Source organism: Arenibacter palladensis, from assembly GCF_900129275.1.
Lineage (GTDB): Bacteria > Bacteroidota > Bacteroidia > Flavobacteriales > Flavobacteriaceae > Arenibacter > Arenibacter palladensis.
In genome coordinates, this window is record NZ_FQUX01000001.1 from 1 (window position 1) to 19,623 (window position 19,623).

13 protein-coding genes are annotated in these 19,623 nt (G+C 38.8%); 4 read left to right on the top strand and 9 right to left on the bottom strand.

What is annotated here, in order from left to right; genetic code table 11:
* The 4 genes from BUA60_RS00005 to BUA60_RS00020 form a co-directional block, all read left to right on the top strand.
* Positions 1-293 (top strand): integrase core domain-containing protein (locus BUA60_RS00005; RefSeq protein WP_143153096.1); only part of this gene is annotated, 293 nt, incomplete at its 5' end.
* Between the two features lie 387 nt (positions 294-680).
* Positions 681-3,731 carry a SusC/RagA family TonB-linked outer membrane protein gene (locus BUA60_RS00010; protein ID WP_072859726.1) on the top strand — a complete coding sequence of 1,017 codons (3,051 nt, stop codon included), beginning with the start codon at positions 681-683 and terminating at the stop codon, positions 3,729-3,731.
* Positions 3,732-3,742: 11 nt separating this feature from the next.
* Complete coding sequence (locus BUA60_RS00015; RefSeq protein ID WP_072859727.1) at positions 3,743-5,326, top strand: RagB/SusD family nutrient uptake outer membrane protein; 1,584 nt, start codon at positions 3,743-3,745, stop codon at positions 5,324-5,326.
* A 718-nt stretch (positions 5,327-6,044) separates the two neighbouring features.
* Positions 6,045-10,088 (top strand): hybrid sensor histidine kinase/response regulator, encoded by a 4,044-nt coding sequence (locus BUA60_RS00020; protein WP_245802479.1) that lies wholly within the window; start codon positions 6,045-6,047, stop codon positions 10,086-10,088.
* Between the two features lie 275 nt (positions 10,089-10,363).
* Here BUA60_RS00020 and BUA60_RS00025 read toward each other — a convergent pair whose 3' ends face one another.
* The 9 genes from BUA60_RS00025 to BUA60_RS00065 all read right to left on the bottom strand — a co-directional run bounded on the left by BUA60_RS00025 (position 10,364) and on the right by BUA60_RS00065 (position 19,616).
* A complete protein-coding gene (locus BUA60_RS00025; RefSeq protein WP_072859729.1) occupies positions 10,364-11,425 on the bottom strand; it encodes a mannonate dehydratase in 1,062 nt (353 codons plus the stop codon).
* A 35-nt stretch (positions 11,426-11,460) separates the two neighbouring features.
* Positions 11,461-12,633 (bottom strand): CaiB/BaiF CoA transferase family protein, encoded by a 1,173-nt coding sequence (locus BUA60_RS00030; RefSeq protein WP_072859730.1) that lies wholly within the window; start codon positions 12,631-12,633, stop codon positions 11,461-11,463.
* A 73-nt stretch (positions 12,634-12,706) separates the two neighbouring features.
* Positions 12,707-14,530: a beta-propeller fold lactonase family protein gene (locus tag BUA60_RS00035; protein WP_072859731.1), complete on the bottom strand. Its 1,824-nt coding sequence runs from the start codon at positions 14,528-14,530 to the stop codon at positions 12,707-12,709.
* A gap of 1 nt (position 14,531) precedes the next feature.
* On the bottom strand, positions 14,532-15,680 hold the full coding sequence (locus BUA60_RS00040; protein WP_072859732.1) for an ABC transporter substrate-binding protein: 1,149 nt from the start codon (positions 15,678-15,680) through the stop codon (positions 14,532-14,534).
* Between the two features lie 12 nt (positions 15,681-15,692).
* Complete coding sequence (locus BUA60_RS00045) at positions 15,693-16,493, bottom strand: SDR family NAD(P)-dependent oxidoreductase (RefSeq protein WP_072859733.1); 801 nt, start codon at positions 16,491-16,493, stop codon at positions 15,693-15,695.
* A 21-nt stretch (positions 16,494-16,514) separates the two neighbouring features.
* Complete coding sequence (locus BUA60_RS00050) at positions 16,515-16,934, bottom strand: hypothetical protein (RefSeq protein ID WP_245802480.1); 420 nt, start codon at positions 16,932-16,934, stop codon at positions 16,515-16,517.
* Between the two features lie 52 nt (positions 16,935-16,986).
* Positions 16,987-18,450 (bottom strand): sugar porter family MFS transporter, encoded by a 1,464-nt coding sequence (locus BUA60_RS00055; protein ID WP_072859735.1) that lies wholly within the window; start codon positions 18,448-18,450, stop codon positions 16,987-16,989.
* Positions 18,451-18,493: 43 nt separating this feature from the next.
* Positions 18,494-19,198, bottom strand: a complete 705-nt coding sequence (locus BUA60_RS00060) for an RraA family protein (RefSeq protein ID WP_072859736.1) — start codon at positions 19,196-19,198, stop codon at positions 18,494-18,496.
* A 22-nt stretch (positions 19,199-19,220) separates the two neighbouring features.
* Positions 19,221-19,616, bottom strand: a complete 396-nt coding sequence (locus tag BUA60_RS00065; protein ID WP_072859737.1) for a hypothetical protein — start codon at positions 19,614-19,616, stop codon at positions 19,221-19,223.
* Positions 19,617-19,623 lie beyond the last annotated feature (7 nt).

A 19,623-nucleotide genomic window follows, 5' to 3' on the forward strand; every position in this document is an offset into this window, starting at 1 on the left:
GGGGGCTACAGTATTGTTCTTCCGTATATCAAGAGGAGCTCCGGCGCAGCCATATCACCCCATCGATGACCGATGGATATGACTGCTACCAGAATGCACTGGCCGAGCGGATCAATGGGATATTGAAAGGGGAATTCTTAATATATAAATGTAACAACGGTAAAGATTTAAAGCAACTCATTGTAGATTCCATCAATACATACAACAACAGAAGACCACATTTGAGCCTTAATTATAAAACACCTAATTTTATACATAACAAAAAACCTGTGAAGTTAAATTCACAGGTCTAATATATATTCTTTAAAAACCGTCAACCTATTTTAGGACGACTCAAAAACCATGATCTATCATGGACAAGACCTATTAATATATAGCTCTCAACAAGTTTAAATCTCGAAAATTCTATCCTTTTCTATCCTCACGAAATAACCGAATATAAACATGGCATTAAAACTTAAGTGGACAAAAATTCATTAAAAGAGTAAAATCGTACAAAACCGGAAATTAACAGCACAGTACAGGATAGGCCTCCAAATTTTAGACTTTAATCTTGTTGTAAATCAAAGGTTAAAATCCGTTGACGATTCTAGACAAAGGCGTTTGGACTACAATAGTTCTTACTGACAAATCCACCAAATTTATCTAGATCAATAATTACTAAACTAAACTCATAAAACATGAAAAAAAAGATTTTAAAACAATCGAAGTTGCTTTTCGCACTATTTGCGTTAAGCCTTTACAGCTATTCTGCAATAGCCCAAGACCCCGGTGTTTCGGGTACGGTAAAGGCATCGGACGGCATGCCGATACCTGGGGTGAATATCGTTCAGAAGGGGACCACAAATGGGGTTGTCACCGATTTTGATGGCAATTATTCTATAAACCTTACTGATGGCGCCAGAATTCTCGTATTCTCTTACCTAGGATATCAGACCCTAGAAGAGACCGTTGGTAATAGGGCCACAGTAAACGTTACCCTACTTGAAGACACTCAAGCCTTGGACGAAGTGGTGGTTATTGGTTATGGTACCCAGCGGAAATCCGACCTAACAGGTTCTGTAGCCTCCGTAAGCTCTGAAGATATTACCCAAGTTCCATCTTCTAGGGTGGATCAGGTTTTACAGGGTAGGGCTGCCGGTGTTCAAGTAACACAAACTAGTGGTGCGCCAGGCGCAGGTACAGTTATTAGGGTAAGGGGTGGTAATTCCATTACAGGAAGTAACGAACCACTCTGGGTCATTGATGGTATTGTTGTTGGAACCAATTTCAACTTGAACAACATTAACGCCAACGACATTAAATCCATAGAAATATTAAAAGATGCCTCTTCTATTGCCATTTACGGTTCCAGAGGTGCGAATGGTGTAGTTCTGGTAACCACCAAAAATGGTGCCGGTGCCGGGGTGGGAAAACCTCAGGTAAGTGTAAACCTGTACACCAGTATGCAAATGGTACCAGAGCAACCAAATATGCTCTCTCAAGCAGAACAAATAGCTTTCACAAACGAAAGTGCACAGTTTAGATCTGCGGCATTACCATTTCCCAATGATCCATCTACCTATCCCAACAACGATTGGTATGAGTTGTTAATGGGTCCATCACCCATTTATAATGCAGATGTTTCTATAGCCGGTACTTCAGAAAACGGCAATGTCAATTATTACAATTCATTAAACTATTTCAACCAAGATGGACTAATCATAAGTTCTGGTATTGAAAAATATATTTTCAGATCAAACTTGGATCTGAGGTTAAGTGATAAATTGAAAACAGGTTTCCGTATCAACTATTCCAGAATCAATCAAGATAACGGTGTTGTTGGTTTTGGAAATGTTTTCGCCAACCTTCCAACACAACCAATTTATAATGAAGATGGCACATTTAATGGGTTTGATGAAGTTATTGGTGCACCATGGTCCAATCCAATAGCAAATGCACAGTTGAATACGAATGAGACATTCACCAATAATTTATTGGCAACGGTTTATTTAGAGTATAGCCCATGGAAGAAGTGGATGATACGATCAACATTTAGTCCGGAATTTAACAACATCAAACAAAACAGATTTATCTCTAGCCAAAGTCCGGATCTACTGGAAGTAGGCGACCTTGGTAGGGCTAGTGTACGCACCGTTGCCAGCACTGGCTGGAACAATGAAAATACTGTACAATATCAATCGGATTTGGGTGAAAATCATAACGTGACGGCACTTGCTGGTGCTTCATTTCAAAAAGTATATACAGAAGTTGCAGAAGCAGAAGCTTTTGGTATTACCAGTGATGCTACAGGTTTTAACAACCTGGGTTTTTCTGACCCTACCAGATCCGTAGTAAGTAGTGACTATGACGGCTTTCAAGTGGCATCGTTTTTTGGAAGGCTAAATTATAGTTATAAGGACAAATACCTACTTACCTTGGTAGGTAGAACAGATGGTAGTTCGGTATTTGCAGAAGGCAACAAATATGAATTCTACCCATCCATAGCAGGAGCATGGAAAATAAGCGAAGAGGCCTTTATGCAGGACCAGAGCTTTTTTCACGATTTAAAACTTCGTGCCAGCTACGGTAAATCCGGTAATCAAGCCATTGGGCCTTACAGGACGCTAGGTTTACTCACAGAGGCCAACACTTCTCTCAATGGTGCTGAAGTACCAGGTTTAACATTGGGAAGACCTTCAAATCCTAAATTAAAATGGGAAACAACTACTTCTCTGGATATAGCATTGGAAGCATCCATGTTTGGCGGTAAGCTTTTTACGGAATTCAACTATTACCAAAAAGAGACCAATGACCTATTATTGGATGTTACCATCCCTAGGCAAACAGGGTTTACCAGCCAATTGCAAAACGTTGGATCCTTAGAAAATAAAGGATGGGAGCTTTTAGTAAACTCAACCAATATATCCAATGCCAACTTTAACTGGAAAACCACTTTAACATTGTCGTCCAACAAGAACAAAATATTAGATCTTGGCGGGGTAGACTTTATTGATGTTACTGTAGATGCAATATTGGGTTCGGGGAACACGCGCTTAATTGTAGGTGAACCTGTACCTGTCTTTACAGGAGTTAGGTATTTGGGAACGTGGAAGAGTCAAGAAGAGATCGACGCTTCAGGTTTAACGGATCCCCAAGTAGTAGGTGGATCCAGGTTTGAGGATTTAAACGGAGATGGGATAATATCTACAGAAGATAATGTTGTTCTAGGAGATCCCACACCAGATCTGATCTATGGCTTCGAAAATTCCTTTTCCTATAAGAATTTGGACTTTTCATTTTACTTTCAAGGTACTACGGGAAATGAAGTGTTCAATTTAAGAACTCGGAACCATTATTTTAATAGAGGGGAAACTACAAAATTTGGAGATATACGAAATCGCTGGACTCTTGACAACCCTACTTCTGACATTCCCAGGGCAGGGGCAGATTCCGTAACAAACACTCCTAGTAACTCGGAATATGTAGAGGACGGATCGCATTTACGCCTTAAAACGGCAAGAATAGCCTATAATTTTCCTGTAGAAAAAATGGGTTGGGGAGACAGTGTAAAAAACATGAGTCTATATATTTCCGGAAGTAATTTACTGCTATTCTCCAATTTTAGATTGATAGATCCAGAAACAAGTAATTTCGGAAGAAATGGCTTAGGTAATATAGCTCAAGGTTATTCTGATGGGGAATATCCTAATCCACGAGTGTTGACAGTTGGTCTAAACGTAACCTTTTAATAAAAACACAGATGAAAACAAGAAACATATTTTTATACATTTTGATGATTTTCTCCTTCCTTGGTTGTGAGAAGTTTTTGGAAGAAGAACCTAGAGCCCTTATTGCCCCAGAAACCTTTTTTGCTTCAGAAAATGACGCAAGACAAGCGGTAAATGGTATATATGGTATTTTAAAGAATAATTCTATTTATGGACAGGTAGGACTTGACCACTTTTATGACAATGGAGCTGACATTATTGAACCTAACCGTTCTGCAAATTTCGTAGAACCCATAGGAAATTATTCAATGAACGAGGCTTTGGCAGATGTATCCGTTCAAAAAATGAGTGTTTCAGATACTTGGAAGGATCTTTATAGAATCATTTTCAGTGCAAATATTATAATAGATAGGGTTACTGGCAATACCGCTATAAGTCAGGATGCACAAATAGATATTATTGCCGAAACTACATTTATACGTGCTTTGTGTTATTGGCATATCACCAACCTTTGGGGTGCAGCTCCCTATTATACAGAACCACTAACAATTGATGAAGTTAGGGTACTGGGAAGAACCGATAAGGAAACTATAGTAAATGGTGTTTTGGCAGACCTACAATTTGCCCAAGCCAATTTGCAGGATTCTTATAATGGGGATCAAAGTGGTAGGGCTTCCAAATGGGCAGCGGCAATAATAGAAGCTAAAATTTATATGCAGCAAAAAAAGTGGCAGCCTGGATTGGACAAATGCTTACAAATTATAAATCAATCCCCACATTCACTTTTACCAACCTATGCGGAAGTATTTGATCCTTCCAATGAATATAATTCCGAGATTATTTGGTCCTTGGATTTTGCAAAAGATATCAGAAGTCAGTTTGAAGAAGGTACGGTTCGTGAAGACGGCACACTGCCGGCCGCATTTGGTAATGGTAACTGGAGACCTAGTATGTTTAGCCCCCGTTTAAGGGATGAGCCCAAGAACTCAAGTGAACGAAGTGCCTTGGCGGCGGCACTAAATGAACGAGGTGAAGCATTTAATGGAACCGGTCTCCAAGTAGCTTCTAAGGATTTTGCTGAAAAGTTTCCCTTGAACGACTTAAGGAGGCCTTTGAATATTGCGGACACCTATTTAGGCTTTGAATTGAATTTTCCTTATATGCCCAAATTTTGGAATTTGGATGTGAATAACTCCCCGCGATTCAACCATTCGGACAACAGACTTGTTTTTCGTTTGGCCGATGTTTATTTAATGGCTGCAGAATGTGAAAACGAAATTAATGGTCCGGCTAACGCATATCAGTATATTCACCCCATTAGACAACGTGCATATAATACCCAAGCAGAGTGGGAACTGGTTGGTCTTAGTCAGCAAGAGTTCAGGGAAGCCATTTATGACGAACGTAAATGGGAACTGGCTGGAGAATGCTTTAGAAGATATGATTTAATTAGATGGGGGATTCTCTTGGATGTTGTACAAAATCTAGAATACCGATTCTGGAAACCAAATGAAAACATTAAACCGTATCATGTATTATTGCCCATTCCCTTGCAAGAACTGGAATTAAATCCGGCTTTATTGGATGCTGACCCAACGAACAATGGATATCGTTAGGAGGTACAAACAATAATGTTTCCCAAGTATTATTCTGTTTGGAAATATAAATTTTTGGTTAGTTTGAATTAGTTGGTGAGGTGGGGCAAAAAGTTATTTTGCCCCATTTTTTTTTAATCCCACAATCACCTGTTCAAATTATAGGGCTACAGTTAGCAATTTTGCTTTAGGAGCTTCCCTGGGGGTATAGCTATAAGCACGAAGAATGGGATTTGTAGCAACAATAAAAAAACTACAATCCAATCCTCGTTTAGAAATGGAGACGGGCAATGGCAACCATCCAAGGATATTGTTTCCTTTTAACTTTATAATGTTGGTTGGGCCCAATATTGATTACAAGGCTTTAAACTAGGCTCAAGGCTGAAAAGAATCGATAAACTCTAGTCAGGATTAAAACATTTTGAATTAGTGCAATGTCCTTGCTTAAGCTATTTATTTACAATATGGCCTTTACCACGTAATACCTTTATACTGCTGCCAAAAATTCATTAATTTTAATACAATTGGGTTTATTGTGTATCAGTAGATTAATAACGGTTCCATATTAAGGCCCAAATTATTGCAAACCATAGTGAAAAATCATATTTTACTATTGCAAAAGCATCAGTTGATGATTCGTAACAAGAAGCTGCATGTAGAATATTTTTTTTTCGTTTGGACCTAAATTTTGAGGATGTTTTATAACAATCTACATCGATTGATCTTAATTTTTGTGATAATGTCCACTTGCTCATGGGCCCAGACCGTCAATTTCCATTTTAAACATTTATCGGCTGTAGACGGACTCTCCAATAGTTCCGTAATAGCTATGGAACAAGACAAGTTGGGACAAATGTGGATAGGCACCCGAAATGGCCTGAACAAATATAATGGCACTCGATTTGATGTTTTCAAAAATGAACCTAGCGACTCTACCACTTTAAGCAATAGCGATATATTGTCTATCAAGGAAGATAGTGATGGATATATTTGGGTGGGCACATATAACGGACTCAATAGATATGATCCGGTAAAAAATAAATTTAAGCGCTACTATCAAACTAAATCTCCCAATTCCCTTTGCAACAACGTAGTCATCTGTATTAAAGAAATGGATAATGGCGAAGTTTGGTTAGGAACTGCCAATGGAATTTCTGTATACGATAAGGCAAAGGAAGCTTTTAGGAACATTCCCTATGTGGAAGGTAAAATATCGAGTCTTCCTTACAAGAATGTTCAACGTATTTTTGTGGATAGTAATAAGGATGTTTGGATTGGCACCTCTGGGGGATTGGCCAAATTAATTGGCAGAAATGGAGATCGGTTTGAGTTTGAACAATTTAAATGGGAAAATGACTCTCAAGATTTATTTATCCAAGATATTATTGAAACTATGCCAAACACCTTGGGATTAGCCACCAAATACAATGGATATATACTATTTGATACGGACCAAAAAAAATTCAAAATACCAAAGTACTCTGGAATACCCAATTCTACTGATGTCAGGGTACTACAACGTTCCAATGATGGTTCCATTTGGTTGGGCACAACCAATGGCATAAAAATCATTGGTCCCGAAGGAAAGGTTTGGGACGTTAAAAACAATCGCAATCAAACGGCAGGTTTGAGCCAAAATTTCATCAAATCCATTTTTAAGGATAAGAATGGTTCCATATGGGCAGGTACCTACAGTGGTGGTGTCAATATTTGGGACAAATCCAACGAAAACTTTGTCAACTTTACCAATAGTGAGATTAATAACAATGTGGTAACTGCTATAGTATCGGATGAAAATTCAAACCTATATTTTGGAACTGAAGGAGGCGACGTTACCATTCTAAATCCTAAAAAAAATACCATTGACATTCTAAACGTTACCAATACCAATGAATTTAGACCTAATAACATACAGACAATGTTACTTTCCGATAAATCCATGCTGTGGGTGGGAGTGCTGAATTATGGGGTTTATGTGTATGATATTCGCACAAAGAAAATACAGAACAACATAATAACAGATGAACTATTAGAGTATGTACAAAACACTGGGGTGTATGCAATTAAGGAAGGCAATGATGGCATATATTGGCTAGGTACTTTTGGCAAGGGTCTGGTAAGATATGACCTAAAAAATAGGTCGTTCCGTGTGTTCGGCAAAACGTTGGGGGAAGAGCCAAAACTATCCACCAATATTATTAAGACCATACTAATTGATAAGTCTGGCAGTATTTGGGCAGGTGGACTTGGCGGACTCAATTTTATTCGTTTTAACGATGAAGGTTCCTACGACGTATCCTATTATTTTGTTGATGAGTTTTCAGGAGATGATATAAAGACCATATTCGAGGATAGTAATCATCAAATTTGGGTAGGTACTAAGACTATAGGCCTTCAAAAATTTAATGGCTCCACTTTTGAAAGGGTTACCCTGGACCAACAAAACCCAATTTCTACCATTTATACTATTATAGAAGATGTTCAAGGCTATTTATGGTTAAGTTGTGATAGAGGAATAGTAAAGTACGATACCAAGAATAAAACTGCTGTAATCTATGATCAAAGGGATATATTGAGCACCAACGACTTTAGTCCAAACTCAGGTTTACGATCGGCGGGTTCCCGTATGTATTTTGGGGGAGCTGAAGGTGTTACTTCTTTTGACCCTGGGAAATTGGTAAGGAACACGTATTCCCCTAAGGTCATCCTATCCGATTTACAAATAAGGAATCAATCCGTACCAATTCAAGGTAACGAAGAGATTCTAGCCAAATCAATTACTTATTCCGAAGAAATAACCTTGAGTTATGACAATGCCAACTTTTCCATTAATTATGCCATACCAAATTTCATTAACCCTAACAATAACCAGTATGCCTACCGCCTTATAGGACTCGATGATTCTTGGATCTATACCAATAAAACAGAAGCATTTTTTACCCTTCAAAAACCTGGTGATTATATGTTTGAAGTAAAAGGCGCCAATAATGATGGGGTATGGAACGAAGCTCCAACAACATTGAATATAACGGTAAAACCAGCCCCTTGGAAAAGCAATTGGGCTTATACCATATATGGTCTCCTGCTTGTATCGGCATTATACGGCCTATACACTATAATGAAGTCCAAAGCAAAATTGAAACAGGATCTACGATGGGAACAATTGGAAAACGAGCGTAAAGAAGAAACCAATAAGGCAAAATTGCAATTTTTCACCAATATCTCCCATGATTTTAGAACTCCCCTAACCTTGATTTCAGGCCCCTTGCAACAAATTCTGGCGGATTACAAAGGAAGCAGCATTATGTATAAAAAATTGTTGGTGATAGAAAGCAGTGCCAATCATTTGCTACAACTCATAAATAGACTGATGGATTTCAGAAAATTGGAAGATCACCAATCCAAATTACGGGCAGCAGAAGGTAATATTGTGAAATTTTTACAAGAAATATATTTGTCTTTTAGCGAATTTGCTCAAGACCAAGGCTATACATATACCCTGGATTGTTCACATGAACAGATATTGGTATATTATGACCGACCTAAGTTGGAACAGGTATTTTATAATTTGATTTCCAATGCATTTAAATTCTCCCCCCCAGGTGCAAAAATAGCAATAGAGGTAAAAAAAGACACAAATAATATTTACATTACAATTAAGGATACCGGAATTGGAATTAAAGAGGAATATAGAAATAAGGTTTTTGACCGTTTCTTTGAAATCCCTTCAGATGACAATATTAAAAATGATTATAACAAAGGCACAGGCATTGGGCTTTCTATAGTTAAGAATATCATTGAACTACATAAGGGTTCAATAGTTGTAAAAAGCAATGAACCTCATGGCTCTATATTCGAGCTTACACTACCCGTGGGAAGGGAACATCTTTTGGAGGACGAAATTATATCCGATTTTAAATTTAGTGACGATATTGTCCAATACACCTCACAGTTATCCCCTAAAGAATTGGTTTTACAAGATTCTTTGGATAATATAATAGTAGACAAAGACTTGCCGGTCATACTGGTGGTTGAAGACAATGAACAACTTAGATCTTTCTTCAAAAACCTTTTAATAAAAGACTATAAAGTACTGGAGGCCGAAAATGGCAAGGAGGGTTTAATTAAAGCCCAAAAACATATCCCTGATTTAATAATTAGCGATGTTATAATGCCTGAAATGGTTGGTACCGAGCTTTGTGCCCAAATAAAACAAAACATAAGCACAAGTCATATTCCTGTCATCCTCCTCACTGCCAGGACTTCCTTAATATATAAGTTCGAAGGTTTGGAGAGTGGAGCTGACGATTACATAAGCAAGCCATTTAATATTGCGGAATTTAAGCTTAGGGTTAAAAACCTATTGGAGTCTACCCAAAGGCTCAAGGATAAGTTTTCTAGTGAAACTGGATTGTTACCCAATGAATTAACGGTTTCTACATTGGACGAAAATTTGCTCAAAAAAGCAATGGATATCGTAGAGGAAAATATTGCAAACATAGAGTTTGACATTCCCTCATTTTGTAGGGAATTGGGAGTAAGTCGAACAATTTTATTTTCCAAAATCAAGGCGTGGACGAACTTCACTCCCAATGAGTTCATCAATGAAATTCGATTAAAAAGAGCGGCCCTTTATTTGGAAAAATACGAAATGAACATTTCTGAGGTGAGCTATAAAGTTGGTTTTAGGGATCCCAAATACTTCAGCAAATGTTTCCAGAAAAAATATGGGGAGACCCCTTCAAAATACGGTAAAAAATTCTCGAGAAATTATACGGAATAATTAGGAAGGAATTCTAAAACCACTGAATTGAGTTAACTAGGAATTAGTCATGATCCCTAAGATCTCATAACTATACCAATAATATAATGAACATAAGGCAGAGGAGACACCTGTATGAATGAGTATAATTTTTCATTTTATTTTTAACGCTTTTACCTATAGCCTATTGATTTTCAAAAAAGAGTGCACCCGTATTTCATGGTGCACCCTTCAACTAAAAAAAATCTAATTGAACTAACTATCTTTATCCATGACCCATATTGGCAATGGTTTATTTATTCATTTATTGCTTTTAATCCTGCTTTCATATACCCCATTGCATAAGCCATGCCCGCATACCATGGTGCATCGCAGGTCATTTGTGGAGTATGGTCGGGGATCAACACCCCTTTAAAATTGTTCTTCTTAAGAATTCTAAGGATTTTGAACATGTCTATATCCCCTTCATCTACAAATACCTCTTTGTAATTGGGCACTTTCCCTACTATATTCCTAAAATGGATATAGCTGATTTTTCCTTGCTTACTGTAGGTATCGGTGGCCTCATATACATCTCCCTCGGTCATCTCGGCTATAGACCCCAAACAAAATTCCAAATTGTTTGAAGGGCTATGCCTCGTATCTATCAATTTTTGATACATATGAGGCTGATACACCAATCTTGGAGTATCTCTAATATAAGGCATTGGAGGGTCATCCGGGTGGGCCGCCATTTTTACACCGGCTTCCTCTGCCACAGGAAGAATTTCATTGAGAAAATATTGTAAACGGCTCCAAAGTTCTACGTGGTCTATTTTTGGCAAAGTGCCTTCAGGGGCATTTTCATCATAGACCATATTCCAGACCATTCCATTGGGTATCGGCGTATCATCCCCACCGTCCATACCCACCGAAATAGCTTTGCCCCGCGCATAAGGTGCCTGGGTTCTTGCTGCAACACCGGCGAGTGAAAAATTATACCCGAATACGGGAATACCTGCTTTGCCTACATTGCGAATTAGTTGTTTCAAATTAGCCATTTGCTGTTCCTTTTTGGGGCCATCCAATAATATGTCATGCCAATGGGCCGGGTCGAAATTTTCAATAGCTTCTAATTCTAATCCATGATCATTTATCTCCTTTCTTATGGCCAACAATTCCTCCAATGACCATATTTCATTGGGATTACCAGCCTTGCCCCAGCCCTCTTTTCCTCCAATGGGCTGGTCCGCATTATCCTTGTTATGGCCAAAGTAGTCTACCAAATGAATAACCAAATGAGTTGCGCCACATTGTTTTGCAAAATTATAGTGCTCGGTATTGAGCATATGTCTGTAAAGTCCAAATCCTAATTTCATAGCTAAATGTCTTTAGTTGTTTTTGTATTTATTCCTTATTCATTAAAATCGCAGAATTCCCTGAGTATTTCCTCCGCATGCTCATTAAGCAAGGGTGCCGACTTATATATCTTTTGGGGTGTATCACTGAACCATACAGGAAAACCGGTAGTCTTAACCTTGCCAATAGTGGGATGCTCTATTTCTATAATCATCTCATTGTGCTTTATCTGAGGGTCATTGACCATTTCATCAAAGCTATTGACTTGGGAGCACCAAATATCATGTTCTAATAGTAGGGCCAACCATTCCTCAGTCGCTTTAGATTGAAATACAGCATCGAAGTCAAATCGAATTTCATCCCTACTTTCTATTATATTATTGGAAGCATACGCTTCTGAATCATATTTTTTTAAGCCAATGACCTGAGCCAATTTTTGTACGGAGTTCATACCGATGGCGATATATCCATCACTGGTATTGTAGAGCCCATATGGTGCTCCCAACCAGGGATTGGGGATACCACTTTCACTGCGTTCCGGGTTTGCTCCTTTGTGCAGGTATGCCGTAATTTCCTGTATATGGAAGCCTACCACAGAGTTCAGCAAGTTCGCCTCGATTTTTTGGCCTTTTCCCGTTTTTGACCTGGAGTAAAGGGCAGCCATTATTGCCTGATTTATAAATAAACTGGTCAATAAATCGGCCTGTCCAACGGCTGTAACCACTGGCATATCTCCCTTTTTCCCATTTAGAGCCGAACCGCCACCTATGGATTGTGCCAACAAATCTTGGCCTGCCCTATGTAAATATGGCCCCGAAGATCCATAGCCAGAACTTGAACAATACACCAATTTGGGGTTTGATTTTTTTATTTCCTCATACCCAAGACCCAACCTGTCCATAACTCCGGGACGAAAATTCTCAACAAGAATATCAGCCTTAGCTATAATTGACTTGGCAATTTTTACTCCTTCTGGGTCTTTTAAGTTTAATGCTATACTGCGTTTATTTCTATTGAAACTAACAAATGAAATGCTTTCACCGTTGGGGTAAAGGTTCCCATATGCATAATGTCGCATCCAATCTCCTTTTTCCGGTTCTATCTTAATGATATCCGCCCCCATATCTCCCAACATCTGCGTTGCCCAAGGTCCTTGGGCCAATTGTGTAAAATCGGCCACGACCAATCCTTTCAAAGGACCTACATTTTCATTACTGTTATTGCTCATTATGTGTATATATTAGGATATAAATATTTTATAACTTTTTTATTTATGTTTTGCTAAATCGGTTTAGTTTATCTTAATTATTAAAAACAACGCAGCTCGGGGACAATATTTCCTTAGTGCGATAACGTTCCTGTAATCTTCCGTCCTCTTTTATTTGGTACACCACTGTGTCATGGGAGTTCTGATGGCAAGCAATTAACCAATTGCCATCCGGGGTAATGTTAAATTCCCGTAATTCCTCACCCTTGGTATACTGACATTCAATTGGCTCAAGTTTGTCCTTAACTATTCTGAAAATGCTTATTGCCTCCAATTTTCTATTGGCAACGTATAGGAATTGACCATTAGGGTGAATACGTATGGCCGATCCACTTGGCAGGTCAATATAATCATTGGGCAAGGCCGAATAGATTTCCTCTTCATCAAAAGAACCTTCTTTACGTTTCAAAACGGAAACGGTACCTGTCAACTCATTGTTTACATATCCCAAATTTCCGGCGGCATCAAAAACCATATGACGTGGGCCACTTCCTTTTGAAATTTTACAATCCTTAATATCATTAGGCACCAAATTCTTTCCTTTAAAATGGTAGGCTTTAATTATATCTATTCCTAGGTCACATACATAAACATCCCTGCCATTGGGATGTACGGCAATCTGGTGTGCATGAGGCGCTTCTTGACGCTCACTATTAATGCTACTTCCGACATGGCTATATTGTTGTACCGCGGGGCCTAATTTCCCTGAGGCGTCAACTGGAAACTGATGAATATTCCCTGTAGCATAGCAGGCCACCAATACATTATTGCCAAAGGTTTTGATATGGCATGGATACCCCCCGGCTATGGGTTGTTCGTTCAAAAATTGCAACGAATAATCAGCATTGATTTTATAAGCCCCTACTTTAGGGGTTTCGCTTTCGTCTAATTCGTTAACGCAGTACAAAAACTGATGGTCATCACTAACCACCAAATAACTGGGGTTACGTGCCATCATGGTATGTAAAGTTCTCAACTCACCGGTTTCGGTATTCAATTGAACTGTATATACTCCATGGCCTATACCTCCAAAACCAGGTATCGGATATTCCGTATAACTTCCTATAAATAAAATTAAAAGTGCAGCTTTCATATTTTTTTGAATAAAGTCTTGTATGGCCTTTTTTGCCTCAAGTCCGTAAAAAAGTTCGGTTACAGCCTTTGCTTCCTCCTCTATTTTCTGATCAAAAGACAAGGATGTTAGACTTAATTGAACCAACCTTTTCAATTGTTTGATGGCACTAGGTGATCTACGGCTAAGTTTTTCCGCATATTGCATTACCGCTACATCAAATTCCCCTTCAGCAACAATCTGGTTTACGATTCCCCATGTGTGGAGCTGTTCGGATGAATATTGCGCTCCCAAATACAACATTTCCCTAACCCGGTTTACACCTATCTTTTGAATAAGGCGCTGGGTACCACCTCCCCCGGGAATCAAACTTAAAAATACTTCTGGCAGTCCCATCTTGGCACTGTCACTTGCTAAAATCAAATCACAGGAGAGTGCAATTTCAAAACCGCCCCCCAATGCAAATCCGTTCACTGCCGCTATCCAGGGCTTGGGAGCATTTTCAATGGCCTCATACAAAGCTATGCCCCTTTCTTGAAACGATCTAAACTGCTCTTCAGTTTGACTTCCATACTCCTTAATGTCCGCACCGGCCATGAAAGCACGTCCTGACCCAGTGATTACAGCTACTTTAACATACTCGTTATTATTGATAGTTACAATACCATCAATAATTTCATCCATCATTTGCCTGTTCATGGCATTTAGCTGCTCTGGTCTATTAAACTTTAGTATCGCAACCTTGTTTTCTATACTTAGGTTTATATTTTTGTACTTACTATCCATTTCAAATAGATTGGTATAACTGATTTAATTTTTTCATAATGGTGTCCGAAGGAATGTCTTTGACAAGCCCGTTATGCAATAGTTCTGCACCCTGTTCCTGGAATTTGTTCCATCCCATGTGTTGTGGGCGCACATACGCTTTATTCATGGTGTCCATGGTATTGGCAAAAAAGTTGTTGCACAGCCTATTGTTCGCATCACTCTGCCATGCTTCAAGATTTCCAGGTTGACCTCCATTTTTGGTATAAATCCCCTCTTGGGTTTCCGCCTTTGCCACATAATTTACATAGGCTGCTGCCAGATCCCGATGCTCACAATGAGCAGATATAGCAAGGCCTACCCCGCCCAATATAGTAGAAACTTCTATGTTAGGATTTGTTGGGCTATTCCCAAACTTCACCAGGTTTTTAGCATATCCCGATCTGGAATAATTGGTATAGCCGAATAAAAATGGCGAATAGATTATCTCATTATCCTCCGCCATACGGCTTAAGATCTGGATAGGATTCCAATTAATGGAATCGTGATGAAGGTATTCCAAATGTATTTTTAGTTCATCCAGAACTTGTATGCCTAAACGATTTTCAATAATTTTATCCTTTATAAAATCCCTACCACCATCCTGCGCGCATAAGGTTAGGAAAGTGCACCAAAGATCGGTGGCACATAAGGGCCAGGCTACCATGTAGGAGCTCGGTATTATTTTATAGAAATCCAATAGTTCCGCCCTAGTTTTTGGAATATTTAAACCTAATTTTAAAATTAGATCTTCCCTATAGGCCGCAATCAAGGCCGCAGCATCTACAGCTAAAGCATAAAGATTGCCATTATAATAATAGCTTTGGTAACTGGGACCTACGGACTCCGCCTTCAATTTTTCCAAGCTATGCCTCGGAATCAATTTGTCTAAAGGCAACAGCAGGTTGTTAGCATTGGCCTGGCCCATATAAGGGTGATCAATAGTTATTAGATCATAAACTTCAATCAGATTCTCAATAGGCATGTCCCCAAACTCTTTTAGGGAACGGATATCCCATTCTATATTCACCTCTGGGTGTATTTTTGCAAATGCCGCCGAGGTTGCCTTAAGAGGTTCATAACCTCTGGGATGGTCCCAAGCGATGCCTTTTAATGTTATTGTTTTCAACATATTATTGTTGGGTTACTTGTTTTCTTTTTTAGGTCTGGGATCGTATTGTATTGTATGGTTCATATATGCTCCGTCAATATAAATATCCGCTCCATTGATATAATTGGCCAAATCGCTGGCCATAAAAACCACTGTATTGGCCACGTCCGATACCTCACCCAAACGGCCCTGCGGAATCCACTGTTCAAACTTGTCCTTGCCAAACTTCTTGATCTCCTCCCTGTTCATATTTGTTTCAATGGCCCCTGGTGCAACGGAGACTACCCTAATACCTTTATCAGCTAGTTCCAAAGACAAACATTTAGAAAACATTTTAAGTCCTGCTTTGGCCGAACAATAGTGTATTAACCCTTTTCTGGGTACGGTATCATGTATGGAAGATATATTGATAATTACTCCACCGCCGTTGTTTTCCATTCTCCGGGCAGCTTGTTGTGAACAAAGAAAAGGACCTTTCAAATTAACACTAAGGACCCTGTCCCATTCGCTTTCTTCCATATCTAAGACATGTTCTACGGTCTCACAACCAGCATTATTTACCAAAACATCAATAGACCCCATGGCCATGTCCATTTTTTGGAATAATTTTTTTACCTCGACCCCATTGGATACATCCGCTCCTCCACAACTTACATTCACGCCGTAGGTTTCCCTTATTTCATTAGCCAGAATCTCGGCCTTTTCCTTATTCTTATAATAATTGATAAAAACATCCGCGCCGCTGCTAGCCAATTGCTTACAGATTTCAGCTCCTATACCCATACTTCCACCGGTCACCAATACCTTTTTCCCTTTCAGATTTATTTCTTTCATTTTTAATACTTGTCTAAATAATTAGATTATTAGCAATTCCAATTTACCCTTGACCAAAATTTCCAGTTCCTTTCTTTTTGAATCGCTGAGAGCTAAATGTTCAAAATCCGCAATATGGGTATTCGATTTTTCGGCAATCAAGACTTCACTTCCTTCTTCCATTGCTATGTTGTGCCAAACTCCTTTCGGAATATTATAGATTTGGTTAATCCTCATAGGTTCCAATTCAAACTGCGGTTCGTTATTGACAATTTCAGCTGCTATAAGTACTGCCTTCCCAGCAATGGCAACAAAAACTTCGTCGGTTTCCAAGTGGACATCCAAGTGGGAGATATTATTTATATGCTGCTCTTCCGTATAATTCAATTTTGCCAATTGCCATCCATCCTCTATAATAAAAGGATGGTATCCTTTTTCCTTTGTCTTAAATTCTTTAATCATGCGTATTAAAAACTATAACCTAAAGCGACCTCTTCTAGAAAATCGCAGGTCTTTAATTTATTTTTCTATTATTGTTCTTGTCTTCTCGCCAATACATTTCAATTTCCTCCAAAGTCTTTCCTTTTGTTTCGGGTACATATTTCCAAATAAACCAAATTGCCGGCAGGGTTAAAGCCGCATAAACAAAAAAGGTGCCTGAAGGCATAATTTTTTCTATTAAAATAGGATTGGTCAAGGTGATAAAAAAACCTGTAACCATTAAAGCGAAGCTACCAAGGGAAACTGCGAACCCACGTATGCGCGTAGGGAAAATTTCACTAATAATCACCCAAACGATGGGTCCGAACGAAAACGCAAAACTAGCCACGTACATCAACAAAGGAATAATTACATATTGGGATCCAATTGCGAACAAAACGGCTACACCGGTTAGGGAAATAAACGCACCAACAACTCCAACAAGCAAAAGCTTTCTACGCCCAAATTTTTCAATGTTCATAATTGCCACGAAAGTAAACGCACTATTGACTACGCCTACCAATACAGCACCTAAAAAGGAGCTTTCCACGCTCTGTATGGATTCATTTATAATATTCGGAGCAAAATACATGATTGCCGCTATTCCACTTAAATGGGAAAACATTGGCAACAATACTCCTATCAAAAGCGGAACTCTTAAATAAGGTTTTAATAATTCCTTGATTCCCGCACTTTCCTCATTTACCACCTCTTTTATTTCTGCAATTTGAATTTGTGCATACTCTCTTCCATTGATTTTTTCCATAATTTTTTCCGCTTCATCATATCGCCCTTTTGAAATAAGCCATCTTGGTGTTTCCGGCACTATAAATAGTAAAATCAAGAATAGCAGAGCAATAGGTATTTCCGTTCCGAACATACCTCGCCATAGCTCTTCTACAAACAACCATTCCCAAAATCCAGTAGGTGCGTTGGAAATTACTCCAGCTGCATTTCCGGCATTGGTCAATACCAACCAATCCACTAAAAATGCCAAAAGTATACCCAAGGTTATGGATAACTGATATAAGGACACCATTCTACCCCTATTTTGGGGCAAGGAAAGTTCTGATATATAAATGGGAGCAACTACAGAGGTTACACCTACACCGATCCCACCAACAATACGCACCAAAATTAAAAATGTAAATGCTAAATCTTCATCAGCAGTGAGCCAATAGGCCTGATCCAAATCACCCAAAAACTGCGGGGGTAACATAGAACCAAATGCGGAAAAAGTCAAGCAAATTGCAGCTATGATCAAAGCTTTTTTTCTTCCGAATCTGTCCGTTATAGATCCTGCCACTACACAACCTAAAATGGTTCCCAACAATGCCGACGACACCAACCAACCTAGCTCTACAGCAGATAAATTAAAATGTTGTTCCAAAAAAGTATTGCATCCCGAGATAATTGCCGTATCGTAACCAAAAAGAAAACCTCCAATGGTTGAAACAAAGCTTATTCCCAACAAATAATTGGATTTTTTAGTTTTCATAAATTATTATTCTAATAAACCAACCCTTCCTTTGAGGACAAGGTTACATAATTCCAAACTTGTTAAACGCTTCAACCGTGCTCATTCCATTTTCCAAGGCCTTTTTAACCAATTGCTCACCTCTAGCCTTTTCAATAGCGCCCATGAATGCTTTGATTTCTACCTCCTTGGGAACAATCAACACCCCATCTCTATCACCATAAATAATATCGCCAGGATTAATTCTTGTTCCTTTAATTTCAATAGGCACACGGTAATCGATCACCTTACCTCGTGGTCCCTGATCTTGAGCATAACCACCAAATGAAAATGTTGGAAAATTTAAATTAAGTACCTCGTTGGTATCTCTGGAGTAGCCGTCCATTACCGCTCCGGCAGCCTGAAGCTTCATGGCCCTAGTACTCATTAAACCTCCCCAAAGGGCATACCTTGGTGAAGAGCCCGTACAGATATACACCTCATTTTTTTTAAGGTCGTCCAAGGCTTCGAACATGATTCCGAAGGGCTTTTTCATCAAGGGATTATTAGTATTTTCTACTCTTTCCTCAAATACATCAGCTTCTAAAACCGGCATTGCTCTCCCAATTAATACAAAACTGGGATTTAGAGGTTTAATATTAGGCGGTAAAAATTGATGCTGGTATCCTAAGGTATCCAAAATATCTCCTACCAGGGCAACAAATAGTTCTTCTTTGGCTATTTTAAATAGCTCTTCATCATTTTTCCACAAGGGTGCAATTGTTTCCATTCTTAATTTTTAAATTCTTTGATTACATTTTTTTTAAAGTCTCAATTTCCCTATTGGTCAAAGGTTTTGTCCTACCTCCTTCAAAGTGGGTATTGGGCCTTTCAACACCAATAAGTTGGCACCCCTTTTCCATTATAAGATTATACCCTACATTTTCAGGGATGACATACGATGTTCCCCTGGCCATATTTATGGCTTCTAGGGACGACTCGTTTTCATCCAACTTCTGACTAATCAGCACTGCACGGCCTGACAATAAGGAGAGAACCAGACCATTGTTGTCATTGATGATTAGGGAATCTATTTTATCCACCTCATTATATTGGGAATAATTCACCTTAAACACCTGCCAACTATCCTTTATTAAGACAGGATGGAATCCCGCTTTTATATTTGAAATTTTTTCAATAAGTCCCATAATGATA

Excerpts from the sequence above, each read along its gene's own strand:
- BUA60_RS00010 (WP_072859726.1), top strand. The coding sequence starts at position 681 with ATGAAAAAAAAGATTTTAAAACAATCGAAGTTGCTTTTCGCACTATTT.
- BUA60_RS00015 (WP_072859727.1), top strand. The coding sequence starts at position 3,743 with ATGAAAACAAGAAACATATTTTTATACATTTTGATGATTTTCTCCTTC.
- BUA60_RS00020 (WP_245802479.1), top strand. The coding sequence starts at position 6,045 with ATGTCCACTTGCTCATGGGCCCAGACCGTCAATTTCCATTTTAAACAT.
- BUA60_RS00025 (WP_072859729.1), bottom strand. The coding sequence starts at position 11,425 with ATGAAATTAGGATTTGGACTTTACAGACATATGCTCAATACCGAGCAC.
- BUA60_RS00030 (WP_072859730.1), bottom strand. The coding sequence starts at position 12,633 with ATGAGCAATAACAGTAATGAAAATGTAGGTCCTTTGAAAGGATTGGTC.
- BUA60_RS00035 (WP_072859731.1), bottom strand. The coding sequence starts at position 14,530 with ATGGATAGTAAGTACAAAAATATAAACCTAAGTATAGAAAACAAGGTT.
- BUA60_RS00040 (WP_072859732.1), bottom strand. The coding sequence starts at position 15,680 with ATGTTGAAAACAATAACATTAAAAGGCATCGCTTGGGACCATCCCAGA.
- BUA60_RS00045 (WP_072859733.1), bottom strand. The coding sequence starts at position 16,493 with ATGAAAGAAATAAATCTGAAAGGGAAAAAGGTATTGGTGACCGGTGGA.
- BUA60_RS00050 (WP_245802480.1), bottom strand. The coding sequence starts at position 16,934 with ATGATTAAAGAATTTAAGACAAAGGAAAAAGGATACCATCCTTTTATT.
- BUA60_RS00055 (WP_072859735.1), bottom strand. The coding sequence starts at position 18,450 with ATGAAAACTAAAAAATCCAATTATTTGTTGGGAATAAGCTTTGTTTCA.
- BUA60_RS00060 (WP_072859736.1), bottom strand. The coding sequence starts at position 19,198 with ATGGAAACAATTGCACCCTTGTGGAAAAATGATGAAGAGCTATTTAAA.
- BUA60_RS00065 (WP_072859737.1), bottom strand. The coding sequence starts at position 19,616 with ATGGGACTTATTGAAAAAATTTCAAATATAAAAGCGGGATTCCATCCT.